General features: G+C 54.2%; 21 protein-coding genes and 2 pseudogenes. 9 read left to right on the top strand and 14 right to left on the bottom strand.

Annotation, left to right across the window (positions count from 1 at the left end):
• Positions 1–380 precede the first annotated feature (380 nt).
• Together ACR3EQ_RS19905 and ACR3EQ_RS19900 are read left to right on the top strand one after the other, a co-directional pair.
• The gene (locus tag ACR3EQ_RS19905; RefSeq protein ID WP_170615154.1) at positions 381–1,718 is read left to right on the top strand and encodes a DUF3300 domain-containing protein; all 1,338 of its coding nucleotides are present in this window, start codon (positions 381–383) and stop codon (positions 1,716–1,718) included.
• A 1-nt stretch (position 1,719) separates the two neighbouring features.
• Entirely contained in the window at positions 1,720–2,610 is an 891-nt protein-coding gene (locus ACR3EQ_RS19900; RefSeq protein ID WP_480489541.1) for a DUF2950 family protein, read from the top strand.
• 199 nt (positions 2,611–2,809) lie between these two features.
• On the opposite strand, the gene ACR3EQ_RS19895 is transcribed toward ACR3EQ_RS19900, so the two are convergent.
• The gene (locus ACR3EQ_RS19895) at positions 2,810–3,790 is read right to left on the bottom strand and encodes a hypothetical protein (RefSeq protein WP_480489540.1); all 981 of its coding nucleotides are present in this window, start codon (positions 3,788–3,790) and stop codon (positions 2,810–2,812) included.
• A gap of 380 nt (positions 3,791–4,170) precedes the next feature.
• Entirely contained in the window at positions 4,171–4,590 is a 420-nt protein-coding gene (locus ACR3EQ_RS19890) for a hypothetical protein (protein WP_170615150.1), read from the bottom strand.
• Positions 4,591–5,005: 415 nt separating this feature from the next.
• On the opposite strand from ACR3EQ_RS19890, the pseudogene ACR3EQ_RS19885 reads away from it, so the two are divergent.
• A pseudogene (locus ACR3EQ_RS19885) lies at positions 5,006–5,778 on the top strand (transposase).
• On the opposite strand, the pseudogene ACR3EQ_RS19880 reads toward ACR3EQ_RS19885, so the two are convergent.
• Both ACR3EQ_RS19880 and ACR3EQ_RS19875 read right to left on the bottom strand, forming a co-directional pair.
• Positions 5,692–6,705, bottom strand: a pseudogene (locus ACR3EQ_RS19880) (aromatic ring-hydroxylating oxygenase subunit alpha); the annotation flags it as partial. The pseudogenes ACR3EQ_RS19885 and ACR3EQ_RS19880 overlap by 87 nt on opposite strands.
• Before the next feature lie 43 nt (positions 6,706–6,748).
• A complete protein-coding gene (locus ACR3EQ_RS19875) occupies positions 6,749–7,906 on the bottom strand; it encodes an SRPBCC family protein (RefSeq protein ID WP_170615146.1) in 1,158 nt (385 codons plus the stop codon).
• 132 nt (positions 7,907–8,038) lie between these two features.
• On the opposite strand from ACR3EQ_RS19875, the gene ACR3EQ_RS19870 reads away from it, so the two are divergent.
• Together ACR3EQ_RS19870 and ACR3EQ_RS19865 are read left to right on the top strand one after the other, a co-directional pair.
• Positions 8,039–8,959: a LysR substrate-binding domain-containing protein gene (locus ACR3EQ_RS19870; protein WP_170615143.1), complete on the top strand. Its 921-nt coding sequence runs from the start codon at positions 8,039–8,041 to the stop codon at positions 8,957–8,959.
• A gap of 144 nt (positions 8,960–9,103) precedes the next feature.
• A complete protein-coding gene (locus ACR3EQ_RS19865) occupies positions 9,104–9,430 on the top strand; it encodes a hypothetical protein (RefSeq protein ID WP_170615141.1) in 327 nt (108 codons plus the stop codon).
• Positions 9,431–9,546: 116 nt separating this feature from the next.
• Here the strand turns inward: ACR3EQ_RS19865 and ACR3EQ_RS19860 are convergent, their stop codons facing one another.
• The 3 genes from ACR3EQ_RS19860 to ACR3EQ_RS19850 all read right to left on the bottom strand — a co-directional run bounded on the left by ACR3EQ_RS19860 (position 9,547) and on the right by ACR3EQ_RS19850 (position 11,514).
• Entirely contained in the window at positions 9,547–9,858 is a 312-nt protein-coding gene (locus tag ACR3EQ_RS19860) for an ankyrin repeat domain-containing protein (RefSeq protein ID WP_480441412.1), read from the bottom strand.
• A gap of 401 nt (positions 9,859–10,259) precedes the next feature.
• A complete protein-coding gene (locus ACR3EQ_RS19855) occupies positions 10,260–11,066 on the bottom strand; it encodes a glutathione S-transferase family protein (protein ID WP_480491713.1) in 807 nt (268 codons plus the stop codon).
• Positions 11,067–11,070: 4 nt separating this feature from the next.
• Positions 11,071–11,514 carry a cupin domain-containing protein gene (locus ACR3EQ_RS19850; protein WP_170615138.1) on the bottom strand — a complete coding sequence of 148 codons (444 nt, stop codon included), beginning with the start codon at positions 11,512–11,514 and terminating at the stop codon, positions 11,071–11,073.
• A gap of 112 nt (positions 11,515–11,626) precedes the next feature.
• On the opposite strand from ACR3EQ_RS19850, the gene ACR3EQ_RS19845 reads away from it, so the two are divergent.
• Positions 11,627–12,559 (top strand): LysR family transcriptional regulator, encoded by a 933-nt coding sequence (locus ACR3EQ_RS19845; protein WP_170615136.1) that lies wholly within the window; start codon positions 11,627–11,629, stop codon positions 12,557–12,559.
• Positions 12,560–12,754: 195 nt separating this feature from the next.
• Here ACR3EQ_RS19845 and ACR3EQ_RS19840 read toward each other — a convergent pair whose 3' ends face one another.
• From ACR3EQ_RS19840 to ACR3EQ_RS19820, 5 genes are all read right to left on the bottom strand, one after another.
• A complete protein-coding gene (locus tag ACR3EQ_RS19840; protein ID WP_480491711.1) occupies positions 12,755–14,191 on the bottom strand; it encodes an ATP-binding protein in 1,437 nt (478 codons plus the stop codon).
• Between the two features lie 730 nt (positions 14,192–14,921).
• Complete coding sequence (locus ACR3EQ_RS19835) at positions 14,922–15,905, bottom strand: adenylate/guanylate cyclase domain-containing protein (RefSeq protein ID WP_480489536.1); 984 nt, start codon at positions 15,903–15,905, stop codon at positions 14,922–14,924.
• 174 nt (positions 15,906–16,079) lie between these two features.
• Positions 16,080–16,619 carry an ankyrin repeat domain-containing protein gene (locus ACR3EQ_RS19830; protein WP_480491721.1) on the bottom strand — a complete coding sequence of 180 codons (540 nt, stop codon included), beginning with the start codon at positions 16,617–16,619 and terminating at the stop codon, positions 16,080–16,082.
• Between the two features lie 21 nt (positions 16,620–16,640).
• The gene (locus tag ACR3EQ_RS19825; protein ID WP_170617665.1) at positions 16,641–16,928 is read right to left on the bottom strand and encodes an ankyrin repeat domain-containing protein; all 288 of its coding nucleotides are present in this window, start codon (positions 16,926–16,928) and stop codon (positions 16,641–16,643) included.
• 52 nt (positions 16,929–16,980) lie between these two features.
• The gene (locus ACR3EQ_RS19820) at positions 16,981–17,145 is read right to left on the bottom strand and encodes a hypothetical protein (protein ID WP_480489535.1); all 165 of its coding nucleotides are present in this window, start codon (positions 17,143–17,145) and stop codon (positions 16,981–16,983) included.
• Positions 17,146–17,174: 29 nt separating this feature from the next.
• Here ACR3EQ_RS19820 and ACR3EQ_RS19815 point away from each other — a divergent pair, with 29 nt between their 5' ends.
• From ACR3EQ_RS19815 to ACR3EQ_RS19805, 3 genes are read left to right on the top strand one after another with little or no spacing between them, the layout of a single operon-like run.
• The gene (locus ACR3EQ_RS19815) at positions 17,175–18,242 is read left to right on the top strand and encodes a patatin-like phospholipase family protein (RefSeq protein ID WP_480489534.1); all 1,068 of its coding nucleotides are present in this window, start codon (positions 17,175–17,177) and stop codon (positions 18,240–18,242) included.
• Positions 18,239–18,952: a GntP family permease gene (locus ACR3EQ_RS19810; protein WP_480491710.1), complete on the top strand. Its 714-nt coding sequence runs from the start codon at positions 18,239–18,241 to the stop codon at positions 18,950–18,952. The genes ACR3EQ_RS19815 and ACR3EQ_RS19810 overlap by 4 nt, the downstream gene beginning before the upstream one ends.
• Positions 18,949–19,692 (top strand): GntP family permease, encoded by a 744-nt coding sequence (locus ACR3EQ_RS19805; protein WP_480491708.1) that lies wholly within the window; start codon positions 18,949–18,951, stop codon positions 19,690–19,692. The genes ACR3EQ_RS19810 and ACR3EQ_RS19805 overlap by 4 nt, the downstream gene beginning before the upstream one ends.
• An 84-nt stretch (positions 19,693–19,776) precedes the next feature.
• On the opposite strand, the gene gltS is transcribed toward ACR3EQ_RS19805, so the two are convergent.
• Both gltS and ACR3EQ_RS19795 read right to left on the bottom strand, forming a co-directional pair.
• Positions 19,777–21,012: a sodium/glutamate symporter gene (gltS, locus tag ACR3EQ_RS19800; protein ID WP_170682581.1), complete on the bottom strand. Its 1,236-nt coding sequence runs from the start codon at positions 21,010–21,012 to the stop codon at positions 19,777–19,779.
• Positions 20,997–21,110, bottom strand: a complete 114-nt coding sequence (locus tag ACR3EQ_RS19795) for a hypothetical protein (protein ID WP_480442377.1) — start codon at positions 21,108–21,110, stop codon at positions 20,997–20,999. The genes gltS and ACR3EQ_RS19795 overlap by 16 nt, the downstream gene beginning before the upstream one ends.
• Between the last annotated feature and the right edge of the window lie 108 nt (positions 21,111–21,218).

The following is a 21,218-nucleotide window of genomic DNA, read 5'->3' as shown; positions in this document are numbered from 1 at the left end:
CTGCAAAATCATTTCGGCGGAAACCTATTACGCAAATCGGAACAAAACAATACAGGAATAGACCTTGGCGCAGGCATACACGGGGTCATCAATTGGCCTGTCTCGCCGACAAAGTGGTTGGTGGCAAATGGGAAACCAAAGCGGTTCTGTCACCCCACCGCGCGATCACGGTAGAATTTGCGCCGAAATGCCGCGAAAGGGGCAATTGCCAAACGTTTGCTCGTTGAGTTTGCGACATTTTCCCTATTCTTTCGGTCGCAGGGCCCGGCGCACGGGGATGCCTCCAGCAACGGTTTCGCCTCCAACAAATGTCTGTAAGACCGCCCGGTTGCCAGAATCGCGGTCTTGGGTGATCCTTCAAGAAATTGAAGGATCGCAATATGTTTAGATATCTAATATTTGCGCTCGGTATTTGCGCATCTACGACCTTGTTCGCACAAGAGGCATCTGATGACGCTGCTGCGACGGAAAACGCCTCGGCCACTTCGTCCGATCTTCTGACTGATGCTGAGTTGCAGACCCTGGTCGCTCCGGTCGCTCTTTATCCTGATACGCTGCTGATACAGATTTTGGTCGCGGCGACGCAGCCGTTGGAGATCGTGAAGGCCGAACGGTATTTGCTGGACAACGCCGACCGAGACGCCTCCGAGCTTGGTCCGGAAATTGAAGCCATGGGCTGGGATCCTTCGGTCAGTGTGTTGGCGACAGCGTTTCCCGAAGTCGTCGGTCAGATGGCCACCCATGTCGATTGGACCGAGACGGTGGGAACGGCCATGCTGGCGCAGTCCGATGATGTGCTGGATGCGGTTCAAGTCATGCGGGACCAGGCGATTGACAGCGGAGCGCTTGTGTCCGGGCCCGCGCAAACTGTCGAGGTGACGGAAGAAGACACGGTTGTCATTACACCGACAGAGCCGGAAACCGTATACGTCCCGCAGTATAACCCTGAGACCGTCTATACGGGACCGTCGGTGGGGGACGTTGCAGGCGCGGCCCTGCTGACATTTGGCACCGTCGCCCTGATCGACGAGATTTTTGACGACGACGACGATTGGTATGGCTATTGGGGGTGCCGGAACTGCGGTGGCTGGGGCGGTGGCCCGATTTACAGAAACCCGAACATCGACATTGACGTCGATGGAAACGTCAACATCGGCAACAACATTGATCTGGGCAACCGCACGGATATCGGATGGAAACCCGATCCTGGCCGTCAGCAGCAAGCCCGAGACAAAATCGCCAATCACAAAAGACCAGAAGGGGGTCGCGGCAATTTGCCGGTCAACCGCCCCGAGGGTCGCACGGATGAATTGCGGTCAAAACTGAGCCGCGAGTCCGGCGCCGCGGACATCAGCCGCGACCGTGCGGCGGCTGCCGTTGCGGCTGGCGCAGGTGCAGGGGCCGTGGCCGGTGGTGCTCTGGCAAATCGGAGCGGTGGGAAAAAACCGTTGCCGCAGATAAACCGGGGCAACGTCGACCGGGACAAGGCCGCTGCAAAACAACAGGCCGTTGATCGGACCAAACGACCCGATGCGGCGAAACGGCCTGTCGCACAAAAACCGCAGACAGCCAGAAAACCGCAGGCGAAGAAGGCCGCAACGGCGCAGCGCAAACCCAGTGCGTCCAGGGGGCAAGCGATGAAGAAAAAGGCGTCCGGAAGCAGAACTCACAGCGCGTCCAAGCGAGGGCACGCCGCCAAAGGCAAGCGGAGACGGTAAGATGCGTATATCGGTATTTTCAGTTGTTTTGCTCGCTGCGACCGCAGGCGTCGCGCTTTCTGACGGCGCCCGGTTTGATACTCCGCAAAGCGCGCTGGACGCGTTCGCAGATGCTCTGAAAGCAAATGATCAGAGTAAGTTGCTTGAAATTTTCGGACCTGAAGCCGAAGATTTGGTCGGATCGGGAGATCCGGCAGAAGACCAGCAAAGAAGGCAGGAAGTTCTTGGCATGTACGCCGAAGGGTACCGCTTTCAGCCCGAGGATGATGGGGTTGTTCTTCTGCTGGGTGAAGACAGTTGGCCTTTCCCGATTCCAATCCTGCGCGGGGAAGACGGCTGGCGTTTTGACCTGGAGGCCGGGATCGAAGAACTTTCGGCCCGGGAAATCGGCTTGAATGAGCTGGAAGTGATTGATTTGCTGGAGGCTTATGTCGACCTACAGGCGGCATTCCGGCTGGTGGATCACAACGGTGACGGCGTCATGGAATTTGCGCAGACGATCATTTCCGACCCGGGCGAGCGAAACGGACTTTTCTGGCCCGAAGACGACAGCTTTGTCGGCGCGGCACTTGCCCGAGCCGCCGCCTCGGGGTGGAGCGACGGTGAGACCGACTATGAGGCGGAACCATTCCTCGGCTATTACTTCACCATCCTTCACGAACAGGGGGCGAATGCGGCTGGCGGAGCCTACTCGTACTTTGTCGGGGATCGCTTCGTGGCCGGACATGCCTTGCTTGCAGTGCCTTCGGATTACGGAGAAACAGGCATCCATTCCTTCATGGTCGGTGAAAACGGTATCGTTTACGAGGCCGATTTCGGCCCCGAGACCCTCGATGCCACTGCCGATATCAACATCTACGATCCCGGCCCGGACTGGTCGCCGGTTGAGTAGCCGCCGATCTCCGGCGCACTTCCCGCCGCAGCAAAGCGATTGGTAAGTGATGGTCGCCCAAAGTGGGCGACCATGCCGACCGGATGGCGTCAAGCGACGAGCCTGCTCCAACTGGACCATATCGAACAAACGGGAAAGGATCGCGCACTTCAGCGCTGTCCCGCGAAACCAATGTATCGTTGCCTTCGTCCCGCCCGCCTTACTTGCAGATCGGCAACTCCAATGGAGGCTGCTTGGGCAAAGAATCCCTCCATTGGTTTATGATGGGTTGGAGGCTGCGCTTGGGCCAGAACTTCGGAGCACCGATTGCCTGTAGACAGGCGGCGTTCCAGTAAACCCCCGCCCCAGATAACGATTTGCCCTTTTTGACCGCCTTTGCGACGGCGTTAATGTCTTTGCCTTCCGGATAGATGTAGAGGGTTGTCGGGTTCCCTTCCACCAGGGCCAGAATCTCTTTCGAGGCGGATTGCGACCATGTCGTGCACCCGTTGCTGCGGCCCCCGGCATAGTTCACGAGCCTTCCGTATGGGACATAGCCGTCATCATCCGCATGAGAGCTTTGCGGATTTTTGAACCGGCATTGCCACTTCAGGAAAACGGCAGGATGTCCGCCAATTGCGCGCTCCCGTGCGTTGCTCGTTTCGCCTTCGCCATCAAACAAAAGAAACGTCCGATAGAACGGTTTCGTCTGACCGGAATGACTGTAATAGCCTTTGAATGATGTTCGTGTCTCGGCGGTCACGTAGGATCCGCCAGCGGTTAGTTTCGACCCCTCAGCGTTGCTGAAATTCTTCGCGCATTGCCGACCGTTCGAGAAATTGGCGCGTTGCAGTTTGCGCCCATTCCCGTAGCCGGACGAGACGGCCTGGAAAGATCTCCGAGACTCGCAGATGACATAAAACCGACGTCCCGGATTGCCGTTTCGCGCGGTACTGGGCCGGGTTGCATCCTTTGCAAGGTAGCAAGGGTTTCTGACCACGCCCTGCCGCACTTTTTCCTGATACAAATCCCGCGCCCTTTTCAGGACGATCGGAGCTATTTGGCCATCGCCCGTGCCCACATGCTTTTGCAACCAGGCGGGGATATCCGATGACAGTGCATTAACTCGATCAGGCAGCGAACCTGCCGAGACGGCAATTGTCATGAACGTGACTGCAAGACGGAGCGATATCGGTTTCAACGGAAAACCTCCTGCCAGAATGTCCTCGTGACCAACTTACCACAATTTTAGCGTGCAGGGATGTCTGTCGAAGGAACGACGGAGGGCGCCTGTTGCTGCAAATCCCACTTTTGCAATAAGGGGTCTCTTGGCAGTTCATTTTCCAAAACACTGAGGTTCATGCGTTGACGGCTACTGATCTGGAAGTGCCCGTCTAGAATTAAGTGCCGATTTCGTAGTTATGGCTTCACAGGCTTCGGAAACCGCCTTGGCGGCGCGGCTTGGCGAAAAGGGCGACAGAGTGACTTTGAGGCTGACCAAACTGCCTTGCCGCAATTTGAATGACATTCGAACCTGGCAAGTAGTTCTCTAATTAACCGTACGTCCTGAAAGCCAGTCGTTTAGTTGAGACGGTTTGCGGTGGCACTTCTTGCCACGTCGACCACACGGTCATCTCCAGACTGAATACAGCTGACCGGAACTTCGCCTCCCAGCTCACTTTTGGGCGAGGTCATCCACAACGCGCATTGCCACGGGGTCATTTCAACGGGCAGCGCCTTCAAAACATCTTCCATCAACGGAAACGGAGTACCATCTTCGGCAAACTGAAAAGATGGATACGCGTCAATACCTTCATATGGAACGGAGAAAACCTTTCCGCTTCGCTTCCAGATGTCGCCAATCCGCGTGACCAGCCGCGAGCCTGTCTTCCACTGCGCGTGTACCGCGCCCATGTCGAGCAAAGGGAACTTGCGGGAAAACTCATCCTTGCGGATGTCGCTGACAATACAGAACTGTTCTTCGAATTTGGCCAAGTACATCTGATTACACACAACACTAACAAATTCACACACGACAACACTGCCAGAACATCGCCCTCGCGAAAGTAAAATAGTTCACTTTCAAAAGTGCGTACTGATCTAAAGTCGCGCGAAGAAAGTTAAGCTACTGTAATTATTTCAACTTTCAGACAGATAAACCCTCAACCCGAAGACCAGAAAACCATATTGGCCTTTCCGTTTACCTGGCATGCGGGCAACAATTCCTGTGAGAGCAGCAAATTGATTACAGTTAAGGGTGAAATTACACGGATCGGAACCACTCAGGTGCTGTGGGCTACTTCCCGCCTGCGTCGGAAACCATTATCCCGATGGCAAACAGGGCAATGGCTCACCAGGGTCAGGATGTATTTTTTCCTGCGATGGGAGGTTCACGGTTCGAAAACCGAGCCGCGACATGAGCGACCTGAATTGGCTGACCATTGAGCAGATGGCCAAGCTCGCTCCTTATTTCCGGAAGTCACAGGGCAAGCCTCGGGTAGATGCCAAAAGCGTGTTTGCCGAGATTATCTTCATCAATGGCGGCGGTTTGGGATGGCGGGACGATCCGGAATCCGACGGTCTGCAAAAGACCCATTGCAGCCGGTGGAAGCATTGGAACAAGACGGTGTTTTCGCCCGGAGGATGGCCGTTCTTGCCGCCGAGCACAGCAAAGAGAAGGCCGTCAAGATCGATAGGAACAGACGAACATCATGCGTTCAGCTGAGCCTGCGCAAGTATCTCAGGTCACTCCGCGCCGCGACGAGCATGGTCGCGCAATAAAGGTTAGTCGCCGGATCGGGAGAACCAAAGGCGGCTTGAATACCAAGCTTGATGCCATTTGCGACAGCTATAGGCGCCCGCTCAACCTGTTCGTTGCCGACGGGGCAGATCAGCGATCAAATCGGTGCTCGGGTCCTGATCAGTTGCCCACCAAATGTGGACCGTTTGCTCGGAGATCGCCACCACGACGACGACAGGTTCCGAGATATGTTGAAAGACACAGGTATATCCACTGGCCTCCATTTTTTATCATGCAGGGAATTGTCGCGACAGGTAACGGTAAAAATCCCATATGGTTCCTTCATAGTCGCTTGGCGCGAGATGGCCGGACGGCGCGTGGCGCGAACTGAGCGCCGATTGCATTTTCTCCAGCTTCTCGCGATCCTCGCGATTTACCTCGTGCCATAACTTGATGCGTTCTTCCAACTCATCCTGGGTCAGCTCGTCGCCATAGGTCGACATCGTCCATCGCACCCGGATGCAATCCACGGACAAAGGTTTGATGGACAAAGAAACTAGCAATGTCGCGGCCTGGCTGGCCACCTGAGCGGGGAAGACATTGAACAAGGTTGAGCGGCGGCGTTCGTCATCGCTCAGCCCTGGCGCGCCCAAGCCACGGGATTCTGCGCTTGATGGGTAGTTGGCACAATAAGCCGTGAACGTGTCGTCGGATAAGGCCTTTCGGCTTAAACCCGTCGGCGTGTAGGGATGCAGCGTTTCCGGATGCACGACCGAGAGGTGGTACGCTTCCATGAAATTCTCGACAAGGCACTTCCAGTTCGTGTGCCAGTCTTCTTCAAACGTTGCAACATGGCGCATCCTGTCCGTCTGATAGTTGCCAAGCAGAACTTCCAGTTGCTCAAGGCGCGGCGCCAGCGGCTCTGCATCATCGTCCAGATTGACATAGACAAAGCCGTTCCACTGCTCACAGCGAAATTCCGGTAAGGCGCAACTGCCCTTTTTGACGCCTTTGTCTCGCATGCGCGGCGCGTTCAAAAGCTCACCGTCTCGCGCATAGCTCCACGCATGGTAGCTGCAGACAAACTTACGGGTTGAACCAGACCCTTCGGCAATCGGCATGCCCCGATGGCGGCACAGGTTCGACAAGATTCTGACTTGCTCGTCATCCCCGCGAACGACCAGCAGGGGTTCGTCGAAAAGCTGCGCTGTAAAGTAGTCCCCGGCACTTGGGATTTCGTCGGCACGGCCAAGGCAATGCCACTCCTTGCTCAGGAATGTTTTCACCTCGAAATCAAAGAACTCGGGATCCGTGTAAAACCATCCGGGCAAGCACTGCGCTTGCGACTCTGGCAGGGCCGCGACCTGATGGAGCATTCCCACCATCTCAGCAACCCGCTGCTTTCGAACCATTTGCATTTTACTGCGCGGCCTCCTGTCCGAAGACGCGGTTGAACCCGGCCGTCTTCTCGGCCAGATACTGCGTGAAGTCGTAGATCGGTCGTTCGAGGTAAGAGAGATGTCCGGCCCGCGCCGCGCCGGAGTTCAGACCCTTGAACACTTTTTCCGTACAGCCGCGGTCTTCGTCATTCACGTCATCCAGCAGCTTCTTCAGTGTCGCGATATATTCATCCGCCTTCGGGTCCGCCATGAATTCGGGTGACAAACCGCCGCCATAGACAATCGAGACCTGGCCCGTGCCTTTTGGGTGCAACGAAAGATACCAGAAGTATCCCGGCGTCAGAGTAATCAGGTGACTTGGGTAAAGCGTCAGCAGAGCGGTGGTCTTGCGCCAATCGCCCTCAAGGCGCGTGTTGTCCGGATGGGCGTTGCCCATCGGCAGCGACGCCTCTTTGGTGATCCAGTGATAATTGAAGTGCTTCAGCCCAGGCGGGCAATCCATCTCCTCCAGTTTGGAATGGCCCCCAACTGTCTGGGCGTGACACACAGGCAGGTGGTAGCTCTCCATGAAGTTCTCTGCCAGAACCTTCCAGTTCGTGTCCCAGACATGGGTCTCGCGGAAGCACTCGACATAGTTCTCCATTCCGTACTGGGACACCATCTCTTCCAGTTCGGACAGTTGCTGGGCCACCGGGGCTGAATCCGGGTTCAGGGTCACGTAAATCCAGCCCAGCCATTCCTCGCAGCGGATTTTGGGGAGCTTGTAGCTTTCTTTGCAAAAACCCGTCGTCTCTTTCATGAACGGTGCGCCGCGCAGGTTGCCTTCCAGATCGTAGGTCCAGGCATGATACGGGCAGACCAGAACGCGGGCGTTCCCTTCGCCTTCCACGATCGTCGACATGCGGTGCAAACAAACATTCGAAAACGCTTTCAGCTCTTCGGACTTGCCCCGAAGCACGACGATGGGTTGTTCCGCGACTTCAAGGGCAATGTAGTCACCGGGATTTGCCAATCGGCTGGAACGTCCAACGCAGACCCAGTCCTTGCCAAAAACATTGTCCAACTCACTGCGCAGGAAATCCTGACTTGTGTAGACAGAAGGAGGCATGGCAACCGCGTCTTCCATCGGCCGATGAGCGGCATTCAACAATTCAGTAACTGCCTGGTCTAACGACATGGGTGGCTCCTCAATCATGCGGTGACCCCGATTTGCAGGCTAAGACAGCCTGTCATCCTCGGACGATTTCATGTTGCACTCGAACTGAAAAATATAAAAACTTAAAAAAGATGGCCTTTAAGAAGGTAAAATATGGTTCGCTTCACTTTGCGCCAATGCACCTATTTTCGAACCGTCGCCGAATACGGCGGCATTGCACAGGCCGCGCGTGTGCTGAACATTTCGCAGCCTTCGGTCGCGCAGGCGATACAAAAGCTTGAAGATGTCACCGGGTTGGTCCTGTTCAATCGCCACCATGCTCGGGGCTTGTCGCTCACGCTTCAGGGGCGCCTGTTTCTGGAACATGTCAAGGAACTTGAAGCGCAGGCTGAACGTGTCGGCACTCAGGCAAAGGCACTGCTTTCGGAAACGGCGGGCGAACTTCGGCTGGGCGCATTTCGGACCCTTTCACCCTTTTTCCTTCCGACGCTCATTCGAAAATTCCAACACACTTATCCGGATGTCCGGGTGTTTCAACAAGAGTATGGTCTGGCTGAACTTGGTGATGCGCTGCGAAACGGAGAGATTGATCTGGCTCTGACATACGACAGGGGCTGGTCACTGGATGGGCTGGAGATCGTCAGACTGGCCGCTTTGCAGCCGAAAGTTATTATTTCTTCGAACCATCCGCTGGCACAAAATGAAGAGGTTCGACTATCTGACTTGCGCGATATTCCATATGTCATGTTCGACGGGCCAGGCAGCCGGACCTATTTCGAAGATTTGCTGAGAGAGGCGGCCCTCTATCCAGACATAGCCTATGCGTCGAATTCTCTTGAAACCGTGCGCAGTGCCGTAGCTGAGGAGTTCGGATTTTCGTTTTTGATAATGCTGCCCGAGTCGACGACGACATATAGCGGAGGCACGATAAAAGCGCTGCAGTTGGTCGAAACCCTGCGTCCCCTAAACGTTGTACTTGCGTATCACAGAGATCTTCAGAGCAAGTTCATCATGGGTTTTAAGGCACTTGCGAGTGAGCACTTTGGTGGCCGTTCTGAGGACCAAACTGAATGAGAAAAGTGTTGTAACCTCCAGCTGGGTGTCAGGCCCTTTGGCACAGTGGGTATAAGCCTCCGCAACTGAACTGGTCCACCGCTATGTTTAGAATACGGAGGACCAAGAACGGCAAACCAGCGGTTGAAGCCCGAAGAGATTACCTTGAAGTTGCAGCAGGTTGAGGTGTTGATGGCGCCAGGTATGACCTGCCTGGATGCGATCAGACAGATCGGCGTCGTTGAACAGACTTGCCTCAACCACTTGCCGGAGAGGGATTCGATCAGTGTTGCAGCCCGATCATCGTTACTTGCTGCCATTGGTGTGTTCATAATGAAAAAGAAAGACGGGAAAACCACTGAAACCCGCCTCGCTCCTTTTCATCAGATCACACAGTTTTCTAACCACACGGTTCAAACGCGACCACCTGTTTCTCTTGTTCTTTCAGTTCCAGCACCCACTGACGAAACTGTCTTTTTGCTAACGGCGTGATCTGTCTGGACACCATATTGGCCGCGCGCGGCGCCTTTGCGAACTCGGCTACCGATCCTGACCAACCAGCCGCTCCGGCGCCAGCTTTCAACGGTGCCCACTGAACGAGGTACCGCTCACCATCGAGCAACCCTGCTCACTGATGGAACGGCCGCAATCGTGACCAAGTCGCTGGCCTGACCGTCAAGCGCATTCATATCGGCGCGCTTCTCGCCTAGCGCACGCAATGCCTCGTCCTCTGAAGCAAAGGCTGCCACATGGGCTGGTGTGCGGCCTTGCGAGTCCCTCGCGGTGACATTTGTCCCCGCTGCCACGAGCTGCCGGAACATTTCGTCATCATCGGTATGAGCGGCTGCGAAGAGACCGATGAGCGATCTTTCCCAGCTCTTCGTTACACAACCTTTGCAAACCTTAGCAAACCTTAACATGTCAGATGTCTTTGAAGACACTTTGGTGTAACCGCAAGACAAACCGGTTCAGTGGTTCATATGCGACCCATACTTGAATAGTGCACCCGGACATCGTGGGCCTTTACGAATGACATGGATGATGCCGCTAGGAGCGCGGTGGTCATCGACACGCCCTACCCCGCGTAGCTTCGGAAATATGTGTCTAATGCGGTTGAGATACTCTTGGTCGAGCCAGGGCAAATGCCACATGGCCAATCCTCCTGCCACATTTAAGCACGATGTGGCATAGAATGGAATTGACCACGCAAAAGATCAGTCAGCCGGCAAAGCTGTTGTCCGACAGAAACACGTAGATGACCGCATGGAGCCCATTTTTCCAATGCCGCGCCGCGCACTAATGTCCGGTACTGGGCATCTAATCAATCGTCAGGCGACAAGGCCCAGCTCTTTGTCGGTGGCTGTAACCGCATACTTTTCCCTCGGGGGCATGGGCCTTGACTGCCGGGCGGTTCGAAGGTGAAACTTGAAACGCTGCGGCCGTTAGGCAAGGCACCGTTTCCGGCCCCGAGCGCGTAGTCGTAGTAAAGCTTGACGATCTCTTCTTCGGTCACCTGCGCTGTTTCTGGATGCGCCATGCATGCATCACGCCACGCTCGTACCCGGTCATAGTCTTTGCCAACGGGTAGTGTGAACCCTTCGTAGTAGTCAAGGAACCAAAACCGCTTGAACATTGGGGTAAAAACAGCCTCTGCCAAACCGAAGTCCTCGAACAAGAATGGGCCAGTCGGATTATGATGAGCTAGGAAATCATCAAGGTCTCGATAGAGCGCGAGAAGTTTATTCAAATGCTCATCTCGGCGCGCCTGATCCTGATTCATGACAAAGAGATAGCCCGCCATTGTGAAGGGTCCTTCGCGGGAAATCAGCATAGACTCGATGGCGTGCTCGGCAGGATTACCGCGGCGCAAAGGTGTCCCTGGTAGTGTCTCATCAAGATAGCGCAGGATCACGAGACTTTCCTTCAATATGCGGCCGTCGCTGGTTTCCAGCACGGGCAAGGCTGTCGTCCCTCTGGTCTTGGCTAGCAATTCTGGATCTCGTGGCTTGGTGATGTCTACTACATGAAACTCTACGGCATCCGTCAGTCCGCGCAGCGCCAGTAGGATTTCCAGTCGCTGCGAAAAGGGACAGACGGGGATATGATAGACGATGTGTTTCCCAGTCATGGCATCAATCCAACGGCGGGCCAGTGAAGGCCATGTTGTGCCGTTTGGCGCTCTCTTCGATAGCAGGCATGTCCTCGGGAATACGGCACTGACCGGCTGCCATGTCGGAAAAGAAACCTTCGAATCCGCCCGGTGTCAGGATCACGAGATGGCGGCTAGGTTCGTCGTCTGTCACCTTGAAGGTATGCTCCTTGCCTCGTGGGATGAATACGCTTTCGCCGGCCCCTGCGGTAAACTCTTTGCCTTCCAACCAGAACTTGCATGCGCCGGTGAGGATCACGAAGGTTTCGTCTTCGTTGTGATGCACATGGCGCGGAGGTCCGCTACCCGCAGGGGACCAGCTGTCGACGATGGACATATCGCCGCCTGTCTGTTCTGGGCCGAGGATGGTTTTGTATTTTACGCCGAGCCATTCGATGGCTCCGTCGATTTGGGCCATGTCCTTCATCGTTTCTCTCCATTAGCATCGGATTGAAACGAAAGCGCTTCCGTTGACAGAAGCCTATCCGAAAGCCAACCTATCAGGCAAACCGCAATATCTAATATAGGATATCGGTCAGGTGAATTTTGCTACATTGGACCTCAATCTTTTGCGCGTGTTGGACGCCCTCTTTAGCGAAGGCTCAACTGTCAAGGCGGCCGACAAGCTCGGCATGTCGCAATCCGCAGTCTCCGGAGCATTGTCGCGTCTTCGTCATGCTTTGGACGACCCCCTTTTTGTCCGGCAGGGAAACCGTTTGGTCGCTACCGATTATGCGTCCAGGATTGAATCCAGTTTGCGCGAAGAACTCGAACGTCTTGCGGCTCTGCTAGCTCCGCCAGCTACCTTTGATCCGCGAACCGCTGAAGGCACTTTCCGGATCGCCGCCAGCGATTTTTTCGCGGAACTCCTGATGCCACCCTTAGGAGATCTCCTGCAAAAGTCAGCGCCCAATCTACGAGCGCAGCTGGTTGATCTGGTTCCGAATGACTATGTGGCCAGTCTTGAACGACGCAACGCTGACATAGCACTGATCCCAGATTTGCTCCTGCCGGACTGGGTCAATCGGGAGCCACTCTTCCATTCGCCGTTCCACGTGATAGCTCGCAAGGGAAATCCAAAGCTTGAGGAGCTTCAGAAAGGAACGCAGATGCACATGGATACGTTCTGCGCACTCCACCACGTCTTGTTTTCCCCAGAAGGGAATCTGGCTGCGATGGGCGATGCTGCCCTTAATCGCGTCGGAAAACAGCGACAGGTTGCTATGACAGTGCCCGTCTTTAGTGGCGTTTGCCGTGCGGTTAGCGAAAGCGACCTCATCGCGCTTGTACCCGCGCAGCTTGCAAAGAAAGTGGCCAAGACATTCGAACTGAACGTGTTCGAACCTCCGATGCATATTGAACCGGCGTTGATCATCGGCATCTGGCACAAGCGTTTTGACAACGCCCCGATGGCGGCGTGGATGCGTAGCCAAGTCTTCGAATTAATGAAGGGTTTGGAATTTGACGGTTAGTCAAACTGTTCTAAGCAGCGCCCGTATGGCAGATACAAGTTGACGTTTCGAATAACAGAATCGAAATAGGTTCTATCAGCCAATGCAGATACTAGCTCATGCCCGGCGAGCGATAGCTTTGTCCGCAAGTTAGACATTCGTTGCCATTGAGCGAATGACTGCCCCGATCCCAATACAGTCGAGCAGCAAACTTGCCTATCCACTTCGCAATCTGTCATCGACTTCCGACAAATCACGCCGAGCGCGCTGTTCGAGGGCCCTTGCGCCATTTCTTGTGGCGGCTTGGATTGCTCGCGTCAGCCAGCCGCGTTCTGTAGCTCGAAGACCTGCGTTCTTACCGGGCAACGTGTGCGCAAGCAGTCGACAAATTTCCGGCTCCCAGTTACGCTCTTGGCTTCGCTCAACGAATGACAGAGCGTCATGTAGCAAATCCTGTGCGGTGCTCTGCTCTCCTTCAGACATCAAGAGTTCGGCGCAAAGTGATTGGAAAAACGGAAGCCATGGGTTGCGGGCCGTCAGAGACAGTCTGTCGATAGCTGCGCGGACGACATCCGATCCTTTTTTACCGGACCAGCCAAGTATCACGTCGGCATAAGCAGCCCACAATTCACTCTCCTGCTCTTCGGCTAACGATTTCAGGTGCTGTCCGTAATGCTTTGCCGTCTCAGCGTCTGCGCGCATTGCTGCCGACATTGCGCATGCAAACATCAGGGCGTACGCAAGGCTGCTTGCATGCCCAATCTTGCGTGCGTGGGCTACCGCTTCAACACCAAGTCGCTCTGCTTCTGCACATTCTCCTCGCAACGAAAAGATAATTGCCAGAATGGACAGCCCAGCAACGCGGGGATCATAGCCATAGTCCAATGCGACTTTCTGATGCCGATCCAGGTCGTACATCGCAAGGAGCTTCTGAGCATGCGTATCCGCCTCGGCCAATCTGCCCAAATAGAGAGAGCACCAAGCGACGACCCGGTGACCTTGCAAAAGCCCTGCCTCGTCTTCCAGTTCCTCCGCAAGCGCCAGCAGCTCTTGGGCTAAAGCGAGCGCACTACCATATTCCGCCCTAGACACATGTATCAGATACTCACCGTAGTTAACTGGCAGTAAACCTCTGCGATCGCGAAGTTTTTCGCAAAGAGCCCTTGCCTTCGCGTAGATCTCATATGTCTCTTTTGCACTCCAGCCATTGACGACAAGTATTAGAGGTGCGAGCGCCATGACAAGCTCAAGCTCTCTTCTGTCCCGTTCGTCAGACTGAGGGAGCATATTGAGTGCTGCGAGACCTTCGCGAAAATGCTTAATCGCTTCATGATCCGCCGACCGTTGCTGCATCAGGCGTCCAGCATGGAACCACAGATGCACCGCTTCATCAAAGCGCCTGGCCTCAAAGAGGTGACGCGCAATTGCCTCAGCTGGGAACCTGCTGTCTCCACTTAGGCCGATCAACGCATCAGCGATTTTACCATGCAACTTTTCGCGCTCGCGCTTCAACAGGCTAGCTAGCGCTGCGTCTTGAACCAGAGCGTGAGTGAACATGTATTCAACTTTACCTCCGTGGTCCTCGCGCGCAAAGATAGCGGCATCTACCAACTTGGAAATGTTTTGCTCAATGTCGGCAGGGTCTGTGTCCAAAACGTTGGCCAGAAGATCTCGTGGAACCCGGCGCCCCAACATTGCGCCAACTTGAGCAAGACGTTTGGCTTGGCCTAAACCGTCAAGGCGAGTGGATAAGGACTCGTCTAGCGTTTCAGGTATCGTTGAAATGCCGTTCCTCTCACCTCCGTCGCGCAAAGCCCGACAGAACTCTTCGAGGAACAGAGGTACCCCTCAGCCCTGGTTACAATTTCTTCGGTGCGGTCTCGGGAGCTTGGTTCCCTGAGTAGTTTTTCGCGAACAATTTCTCTGCTTGCTCTGCGTCCCAACCGGTTCAGTGAAATTGCTGTCACATTATGCTGTCTAACCCATTCGGGATCAAATCCAGGGCGCGAGGTGACGACCACAAGTATTGGCAATTGGCGTGTGCGAGCAATCAGTTGAGTCAGCAATTTTAACGAACTGGGATCAGACCAATGCGCATCTTCAAAAATCAGGCAGGCATATCCGTTTTTGCTGGTCGGCACAGCCAATCCAACAAAGCCGCAATGAAATTTCGGCGCTTCTGTGTTGGCTGACCGCTAACCATGGGGGTATCTTCGATCGACAGGTAGTCTTCGACGCTTTTGGCGGCCTCGCTGCCGAGCAAGGAATCAACGTGGCCCGACAGCTTCGATAGTCGGGTTTTCTTTGAATCGTTGTCCAAAACTTCGGCGGTCGTTTCGAGCAACGTGATGAAAGGATAAAGCGCACTAGTGCTGTGTTGCTCCTAGCACTGTGTAATCACTGACGTAGAATTGCTTTGCATCAGTCGATCGTGAAGATGCGCGGCTAGGCGAGACTTTCCGATGCCGGGTTCTCCACTCAGAAGGATTGTCTGCCCCTCACCCTCGCAGACACTTTGCCACCGAGATTGCAGCAGGGCGATTTCAGCGCCTCGACCTACAATTTTGGTCAGGCCACGTTCGCTGCGCGCTTCGATACGGCTTTTGGCATTGGTTCGGCCCAATACACGAAACACCCGAAGCGGGTGATCAATTCCTTTCAGCTTTTGTTCGCCGATGGCTTCGGTGTTCACAAAACCCTCGGCCAGTAGACGTACTGCACCACTAACATAAATCTCGTCTGCCTCGGCCAATTGTTCGAGTCGCGATGCGACAATTGGCGCTTCACCAACAATTGAATGCTTCTCCCGCGTGCGGCCCGCTCCCATTTCACCCGCCACGACTCGACCGGTGTGAATCCCTATGCGCACCTGCAAGGCGTCGCCTTCAGGCAACGGAATGCTACGCGCTGCATGCCTAAGTGCGAGAGCAGCTTCGACTGCACGAAGTGCGTCATCTTCATGCGCGTTTGGATACCCAAAGTAAGCCATCAGCCCATCGCCAAGATACTTGGCGACATGGCCACCTTGCCGTTCGATAGCTTGCGCGCTGGCCATGTGAAACGAGGCCAACAAATCGCGCAAATCTTCGGTCGACATTTTCTGAGCCAAGCGCGTTGAATCAACTAGATCGGAAAACAATACTGTGACACGCCGGTTTTCTGGCTTTTCATCAGTATGGGTGTTCTCGACATGTGCGAATGCTGCAGCTGCCCGAAGGAGCTTCTTTCGGTGCCCGAGAGGCATTTTAAGCAAGCGCAAATCTTCATCGCGAAGATCCCGGAGTGTTTCGAGCTCCACAGCCTCATCCCGGAAAACATCGATATACTCTTCGAGTCCAATCTCCTTCAGAAATCGGTCGATCGACATGCCGATGTGTTTGGTAGGTCCCACCCCTCCAGACTAGCAGGCATATAAAAGATTGTCGCGATTTGTATTTTCTAAAGGTCTTCTTTGTCCGCAAAGCAGACGCCCAACGAGCTCTTTCTGATGGCTGCTTCTTACCTCACCAACGCGTATCCTACGCTCAATTTCGATTGGTTGTTAAGGCAATGCGACCGGGTTTTCATCGAGTGTCCGGAGGTAAGAAATCAAGTCTGCGCGATCCTGATCAAACCAAACTCCATCTAAGTCCATCTTTGTTCCCGGAATGTATTCTCGTGGACGCCCAAGAAGCGAGTTGAGATTGTCGTAGTCCCAGACACCTGAAGTCGCTGAGAAAGCCGTCGAGTACTCGTAGCCATCGTACGAGCCAATGGTGCGCCCGAGAACTCCCCAAAGTGGCGGACCTTCATTGGCTTGAAATTGCCCATGGTTCTCCAAGCTGTGACAGGCTTTGCAGGCACCTGCCAGAGTTTCTCCTCGGCCCCTATCGGCATTACCAATCAAGTGCTTCACACTAGGGATACTGGCACTTGTAGGTACGCCAGCATCCAATAGCATGGTCACGATTTCGTCGTGCCCACGCAACGAGGCGAAATGCAGTGCTGTCCCAAGCCAAGGATCCACGACAGTTGGATCAGCGCCGGCTTCCAAAAGCAATCGAACAACTTCTGTGTGTCCGTTGCTTGATGCAGCATGGATTGGGTATGCAAAAGTTTTTTCTTACTCCGCATTGGGAAGAGAGTAGTTTGGGTCGGCCCCAGCCTCCAACAGGGCCGCGACCACGTCGGTACGACCGAACCGAGATGCGACTACGAGTGGTGACGAACCTTCAAAACGAGCGCCTGTGGTGCTCGGCAGATCCACCGGCACTCCTTTTTCGATTTCTGACATAACTTTTGCGACATCGCCTTTTCGAGCCATCAAGTGGATCATTTCAGCGGAACCTGTCGACATGGTGGCGCATAGCGCAGCCACGCCCGCGAGGAATGTTTTACAAGTTCTGTTCATTGCGGCATCCCCCCGGTTGTGGGAGCCTTAATACCACAACTAGTCGTCAATTTCATTTCTTGCAAAGAGTGGCCGCTTTGTCCGCAAAGCCGACGTTCATGCTTGGCGCATCGGGCGACCGCTCTGAGCCCGAAGCGGTCACTAAAATGCGACAAACAAAGCATTCCGTTTCTTTTGCTTTAAGCAATTGCTGCAATGCGGCATAGTGGTGGTGCATGTGCGATAAAGTCTCATGGAGCTTCGGTTGTGCCTAAGAAAAAAATAGATATCGCTCTTCAGGGTGGTGGATCGCATGGCGCTTTCACTTGGGGCGTTCTGGATCGATTGCTGCAGCTTGAAGATCTTGAAATAGTAGGCATTTCTGGCACCAGTGCCGGGGCAATGAATGCCGTCGCCCTGGCACAGGGCCTAACACAGGCTGGGCCTGAGGGTGCTCGCAACTTGCTTAGGCACTATTGGACACAGGTGAGTCGGGCCAGCAGGGCGAGTCCATACAAACGAACTTTGTGGAACAGGTTACGAGGCGATTGGAGCCTGGAGCATTCTCCCGGCTTCATCATTTCCCAGTTTACACGTCAAATGGCGTCACCGTACCAGTTCAATCCGCTCAACATTAATCCCTTACGGGACATTGTGCGGAACTGTTTTGATTTTGAAGCCATCAATTCAGCAGAAGGGCCGCGCATCTTTCTGTCCGCTACAAATGTGCGGACTGGGCGCCCTAAAGTCTTTCGCCAACCCGATCTAAGTGCAGATGCGGTCATGGCGTCGGCCTGCCTTCCACATGTCTTCAAAGCTGTGGAAATTGACGGAGAAGCGTATTGGGATGGCGGTTACATGGGTAATCCACCGCTCTTCCCCTTGGTGGACGAGACCGAGGCGCGAGACATTGTCATTGTTCAAATTAATCCGTTCGAACGCGCGGAAATTCCCACAACGCCCTATGAGATCGAAAATCGCCTTAATGAAATTACGTTCAACGCCAGCTTGATGAAAGAATTACGCTCTCTAGGGTTCCTTTGGGAGATTATAGAACACGACAATCTGGATCGCGCGGCTTACCGCGATGGGCGCTTGCACAGGATCCATGCATCCGGGGCTATGTGTGACCTCGGCGTGTCCAGCAAGATGAACGCAGAGATGGCCTTTCTGGACTACCTTTTCGAAATCGGGCGTAAAACTGCTGACGCGTGGGTGAACTCAGAGTGGCCAGACGTTGGAAAGACCTCAACATGGCGGCCTAGAGAGATTTTTGAAGAAAGCCTCCAGCCGGCGCATCTGGCCGAAGGTACCGATCGGGAGGCCAAGAAATGATGGATATAGCCTCTGTTCTACTCTCGCTCTTTTTGCTCATGTACTTTGCGTTCCGCGGTGTCACGCTGCTGATATTGGCGCCGCTCCTTGCTTTGCTGGCAGCTGCTTTGACGGGCGCATTGCCGCTGCTGGCCAGCTTCACGCAGATATTCATGACGAATACAGGCGATTTCATCATTTCGTTTTTTCCTCTGTTCTTTCTTGGTGCAATCTTCGGCAAGCTAATGGACGACAGCGGCTCGGCGCGTTCGATCGCACATTGGGTGATCTCCAAGCTTGGCACTGACAAAGCCATTCTGGCGGTCGTCTTGTGCTGTGGCGTACTAACCTACGGTGGGGTTTCGCTCTTCGTGGTGGCATTCGCGATCTATCCGATCGCAGCCGCTCTCTTCCGTGACGCGGATATTCCCAAACGGCTTATTCCCGGAGCGCTCGCGCTTGGCGCGTTCACTTTCACGATGTCGGCTCTACCTGGCACCCCTGCGATCCAGAACGCCATCCCGATGCCATTCTTCGGAACCACGGCTTTCGCCGCACCGGGTCTTGGGATCATCGCGGCCGCCATCATGGCTGGTCTAGGAATGGCGTGGCTCAACCGCCGCGCGTCCCGTGCAGAAGCTGCCGGTGAAGGATATGGACAACACGATGAGGTGCTTCCCGAACTGGACAGTGAGATGCGCACGCGATCCAGGGCGAAGGCTTCGACTTGAACGAAATTGAACCAAGCAATACACCTCAAACGATTGAACCGAGCTTCGCGCTGGCCATCACCCCGGTAGTGCTTGTGGTCGTGGTTAATTTCCTCTTCATCCAGGTAGCCGTTCCGCGTTTTGATGCCAGTTATCTTGCCGAACCGTTGTTTGGTCAGACAACCATTGAGGCTGTACGTGGCGTTTGGTCAATCATTGTCGCACTTACCACTTCGATCCTGTTTCTGCTCGCAGCAAATTGGACCCGTCTGGTAAGCGTCAAAACAAGCCTCAACAAGGGAGCTGATGCGGCCGTATTGCCGATCTTCAACACAGCCAGTCTCGTGGGTTTTGGCGCCGTTATAGCGGCACTACCGGTTTTTCAGGCGATCACAAATGCCATGCTGGGCTTGAGTGAGGGCAATCCACTTATTGCCGTGGCGGTTTCTGTTACGACGCTCTCAGCGATCACGGGTTCTGCCTCTGGCGGTATGAGTATCGCTCTTGATGCATTAGGTTCACAATTTGTCGAACTTGCCGCCGCAACCAATACCTCGTTGGAAGCCATGCATCGCGTAACATCTGTCGCTTCGGGCGCTCTCGACGCATTGCCCCATAACGGTGCGGTGATCACGGTGCTCGGTATTTGTGGACTGACCCATCGAGAAGCATATGGTGATATATTCGTAGTTGCTGTTCTGGTGCCGATGATTGCATTGATTGCAATCATCCTGCTTGGGTCACTTTTCGGCGGGTTTTAAAGCCTGATAAGATCAGAAAACTCGGCGCAGCGCCGTCGTCGGATGGAGAGAGATCGCCACCCATCCGAACGCCTTTTACGTAGCCTAAGGTAGGTTCGAAACGAACATTTGGATAATAAATGCATTAGCAATATCGACAAAGAAAGCTGAAACCAACGGAAGCACAATGAAGGCAAGCGGAGATGGGCCGTACTTGTGCGTCACAGCAGTCATGTTTGCGATAGCCGTTGGCGTAGCTCCGAGAGCGAAACCCGCGAAACCAGCCGACATCACGCCAGCAAAGTAGTTTCGCCCCATCGTTCGATAGACAACGAAAATGATAAAAACAGCAGCAGCGGCAGCTTGAAGCGTCATAGTAACGGCTAAAACCCCAGCCGAACCCGCCAAAGTCCAAAGTTGCATACTCATCAGCGACATTGAAAGAAACACCGCTAGCGAGAAGTCTTGCAATAGTTGCAAAGAAGCGGTTCCCGTTGGTGTTTTGATCTTTGGGAAAACTCTGGGCGTCAGGTTTGCAAGTAAAATACCAGAAAGAAGGCATGGCACGAAGAGTGGCAAGTTTGCTCCGGTCAGCTCCAGCGATTCATCTGCAATGTAACCAATCACAATTGCAACATGTGTCCAAAGAATGGCTCTCATCATTCCAGGATTTGTTGGACCACCGGTTGGATCGTTTGAAGCAACCACTCCACTACCTTCTTCGTTGGAATTGGTAGCCGCAGTTTTTTCCTTCGCACTTGGTTCTAGTTGGTCACGGGCGATCAAGTAGCTGGCGATTGGACCACCTATCAGGCTCGCCATGATCAATCCGATCGTCGCCGCTGCTATACCGAGTTCCGCTGCGCCCGCTACAGCATATTGCTCTTCTACCACTGGGCCCCACGCTATCGCGGTACCGTGACCACCAATTAGAGATGTAGTTCCCATCATCACACCAGCTTGGGATGGCAACCCAAATAGTGAAGCCCCAACAACGCCTATTCCGTTTTGGACAAACATGTACCCAATGGTCAGTACAAGCATAAGGCCCAGAAGCGGTCCGCCTTTAATTAGGTCCGAAAACCTGGCATTAAGCCCAATTGTGGTGAAGAAATAGATCAGCAAAGAGTCGCGCGAAGCCAAATCATAAACTACTTCTCGACCTGTCGCAGTCACCACGCCTAGCGTCACAAGTGCAGCCAGCAAGCCCCCTGAAACCGGCTCGGGGATTGAGTACTTGCGTAAAAACTCAAACTGCTCTGTGAGCCTGGAACCGAGAAAGTACACGACGATGCCCAGTGTCACAGCAATAAAACTATCAACCACTATCGGTTCTGCCATGAACAGCCTCCTAACTTCGCTGCGCGACTAACCCCACCTTTTGCAGCGGCATCGCGTCCTTCGAAAACTACGACAACTCTCGCTTTGGTTTGCTGCACTCAACCTTGGAGGTGGCAAAGCTCTACCTGCAGCCTTTTCAGTTCTGTCTCATAGCACTATTTAGAGATCTTCTTATTCTTCGCCATTCCCAACACCTCTTTGCCACA

This window comes from Ruegeria sp. AN11, assembly GCF_056536005.1.
The sequence above is the reverse complement of the archived record's forward strand: the minus strand, read 5'-3'. Positions and strand labels throughout refer to the sequence as shown.